Genomic DNA, 1,765 nt, shown 5'->3' on the forward strand with positions numbered 1-1,765 from the left:
GTCGGTACAGGCGCGGGATTTGGACCTAGTCCATTTGAAGGGCCCTGCGGTGGGCGAGGCCCTGGCGAGGGCCAGGGTGAAGGCGATTGCAGCAGCGCGATAGGAATGTGCGGCTTGCTGGGAAGGCGCGGTGTCAGTTGCTGATGGTCAGTACCTGAAATAGGTATCGCCCAAGGCGGGGTGGTCGCCCGGCTGACGCTTGCTCCTGGTCACTCTCCGAAGATTCATTCGCCTCGCACCTTTCCATCCAAGCGTAGAAAAAACTGAATCCGCCAATTTGGCGTAACTGACAAACCTACGGCCAACTCGATACCCAATCACACAGAAGACAAGAACCCCCACCAAATATGACTGAACCAACAGGTGAAATGGCGCATAGAATTTCCACGCATAGAAAGCTATTACCAACCCCCACCACGGAATTGAGATCACAAGCGAGTATTTAAACACTGAGAACCAATGCGCCAACGTACCAGCACTAACATGCGGATAGGAAACAATCATCCTTCTATCCTCATCAAGAACTGAGATAGCAAAAAACCTTCCTTCATCGTTCCGTGCGCCGACAACTCGAACAACATCACCCTCGTTAAAAGGCCAATTCCAGAGAAGCCCCTCCACATCCATTTCACCAAGTCTGAACTCAACTTTAGTAACTGGCTCTTCCATTTCCTCCACAGACATCATCGCCAAGCCGGCAGCCGAACCACTGAGACCTAATGCGGCGGACAGCGCACCGGTCGCAGCCATTCCTACGCGATCGCCCTCTCGCCAGAAAATATTTTCCATCACGCATTGAACTTTGAGACCGGAGATAACTCCGCTCTCCATTTCAAGTAGAGCCTCTTTGCCGTCACTCATTTGCATACCACTCCTTGAGGGGCCGAATCGAAACCAGACCAGTAGCGCCCCCACACTGCCAGATTGATAACAGCTACTATCTGAAGTAGGTATCCCCAACGCCGGAATTATCGCCCTCTCGCGTCTGAGCGAACTTCCCAGACCTGAGATTAATCTTCGTGGGATCGCTCCAATCCAGCGCAGTGAATACGCGGTCTGCAATCCTCGCAAATCTAGATAGACGACGCCCGATCCTCCATCCAATCACTCCAAAAATTGAGGCTCCGGCAATGCAGGCGCCAGAAATAACTTCGAACTTACTATCGGATTTGACGTCCCAAACAAAGACAGTTGCGAGAACAGCCGCCCCCCCCACCAAACTACTGAGATCGCCAAGGAAATCCAGAAGACACGCAGCCAGTGCGAGGTACTGCCTGCCGTAACATGAGGATAGGAAACGATCAGCCTCTCATCCTCGTCCAATACAGAGATTGCAAAGAATGTTCCGTCGGGCCATCGCTTGCCCACCACTCTAACGCTCTGCCCCTGCCTGAACGGCCAGTTCCACAGCAGAGCAGACACCGATAGATCTCCCAGCATGAACCTGACTCGCACCACTGGCTCCGCCCCCCTTCGCTTGACATCACGGCCATGCCTGCTGATGGCCCACTCAAGCCGAGCGCTGCTGCAACTGCACCCACTGCGGCCATTTGCTCTCGATCGTCAGAACGGGACAGAACATCCTCGAACGCATGTTCAACGAAAAGTTCTGAGATCACACCAGCCTCTGTATCCAGCGGAATTTTGCTCGGAACATCCATGTAATGTGCGCCTTTCACGACTGCGACCTTGTAGTTACTTTCCCTATTGCTTTGTCAAACGCGTCGTTCTGCTTCAGAACGGCCTCCTGGAGGTTATCGCTGGC

1 protein-coding gene is annotated in these 1,765 nt (G+C 53.3%); it reads right to left on the minus strand.

Translation table 11 applies throughout. From position 1 onward, the window contains the following. Positions 1-147: 147 nt before the first annotated feature. The gene (locus ACFQ6N_RS40600) at positions 148-861 is read right to left on the minus strand and encodes a putative type VI secretion system effector (protein ID WP_367537624.1); all 714 of its coding nucleotides are present in this window, start codon (positions 859-861) and stop codon (positions 148-150) included. Positions 862-1,765 lie beyond the last annotated feature (904 nt).

The sequence above is a fragment of the Kitasatospora sp. NPDC056446 genome (assembly GCF_042796115.1).
Classification (GTDB): Bacteria; Actinomycetota; Actinomycetes; order Streptomycetales; family Streptomycetaceae; genus Kitasatospora.

Excerpts from the sequence above, each read along its gene's own strand:
- ACFQ6N_RS40600 (WP_367537624.1), bottom strand. The coding sequence starts at position 861 with ATGAGTGACGGCAAAGAGGCTCTACTTGAAATGGAGAGCGGAGTTATC.